Annotated in this window: 2 protein-coding genes; both read right to left on the reverse strand. The window is 31.0% G+C overall.

Going from position 1 to position 1147, the window contains the following annotated elements; genetic code table 11:
- Window positions 1-797: IS3 family transposase (locus HXZ69_RS15195; protein WP_286496463.1), on the reverse strand; the 797-nt coding region annotated here is incomplete at its 3' end.
- A 23-nt stretch (window positions 798-820) separates the two neighbouring features.
- Window positions 821-1087, reverse strand: a complete 267-nt coding sequence (locus tag HXZ69_RS15200) for a transposase (RefSeq protein ID WP_219033924.1) — start codon at window positions 1085-1087, stop codon at window positions 821-823.
- Window positions 1088-1147 lie beyond the last annotated feature (60 nt).

The following is a 1147-nucleotide window of genomic DNA, read 5'->3' on the forward strand; positions in this document are numbered from 1 at the left end:
ACCTTACCATATTTCAATAAAAAGTTTCTAGGAGAAAGATATTGCAAAGAACTATGTGGTCTTTCATTGTTATACATCCACATCCAAATTTCTGTATAATTTTTCATTTCTTTGATATTTTCAAATAAATAAGCATTTAAAAAATCTGTTCTAAAAGTTCTATTAAATCTTTCAATCAAAGAGTTTTGCGTAGGTTTCCCAGGTTGAATATAATATAATTCAATGGCTTTTTTTTGACAAAATAGTTTTAGTTTTTCAGCAATAAATTCTGTACCATTATCTACTCTAATTTTCTCAGGTTTCCCTCGCCATTCGATTAGTTTTTCTAGTTCAGAAATTACTTTAGCTGAAGGTAAACTTGTGTCGATACAAATACTCAAAATTTCTCGATTAAAATCGTCTATAATATTCAAACTTCTCACGCTTTTTCCGTTTTCTAAACTATCATGCATAAAATCCATACTCCACGTTACATTTGGATAAATCGGACGTAAAAGCGGCTCTTTAATACTTGCAGGAAGTCTTTTTTTACGTTTATTACGTAGGTTAAGTTTCATCGAAGTATAAATTCGATAAACTCGTTTATGGTTCCAAGTAAAGCCTAAATTTCGTAAACGATAATGCATCATCCAAAAGCCCCAAGTTTGATGCTCGTTAGATAGTGCTATCAATTGAAAACGTATTTTATCATCCTCATCTTTACGTACTTTTTGATAATAAAAAACGGATGTTCTTAAGCTAAATAGACGACAAGCCCTGCGAGAACTTAGTTGATGTTTTGCTTTTGAATACAACACCAATTCTCGTTTTTCACAAGGCGTTATAGCTTTTTTTCGATAACATCTTTTAAAACTACGTTTTCTAAAGTAAGCTCTGCTACAATTTTTTTATATCGGGACAATTGCTTCTCTAGTTCCTTTAATTGAGCTAATTGATGGGCTTCCATTCCGCCATATTTACTCTTCCATTTATAAAAAGTGGGTTGGCTTATTCCATGTTCACGACAAATTTCATTGACTGTTTTGCCTTGATTTTGTTTTGATAAGATCTTGACGATCTGAACTTCTGTAAAATTGCTTTGTTTCATAATTATCCCTAAGTTAATAAACTATATTTTTAAACGTTCCGTTTTTTAGGGAAGATTACA

The organism is Empedobacter sp. R132-2, assembly GCF_030324375.1.
GTDB lineage: Bacteria > Bacteroidota > Bacteroidia > Flavobacteriales > Weeksellaceae > Empedobacter > Empedobacter falsenii_B.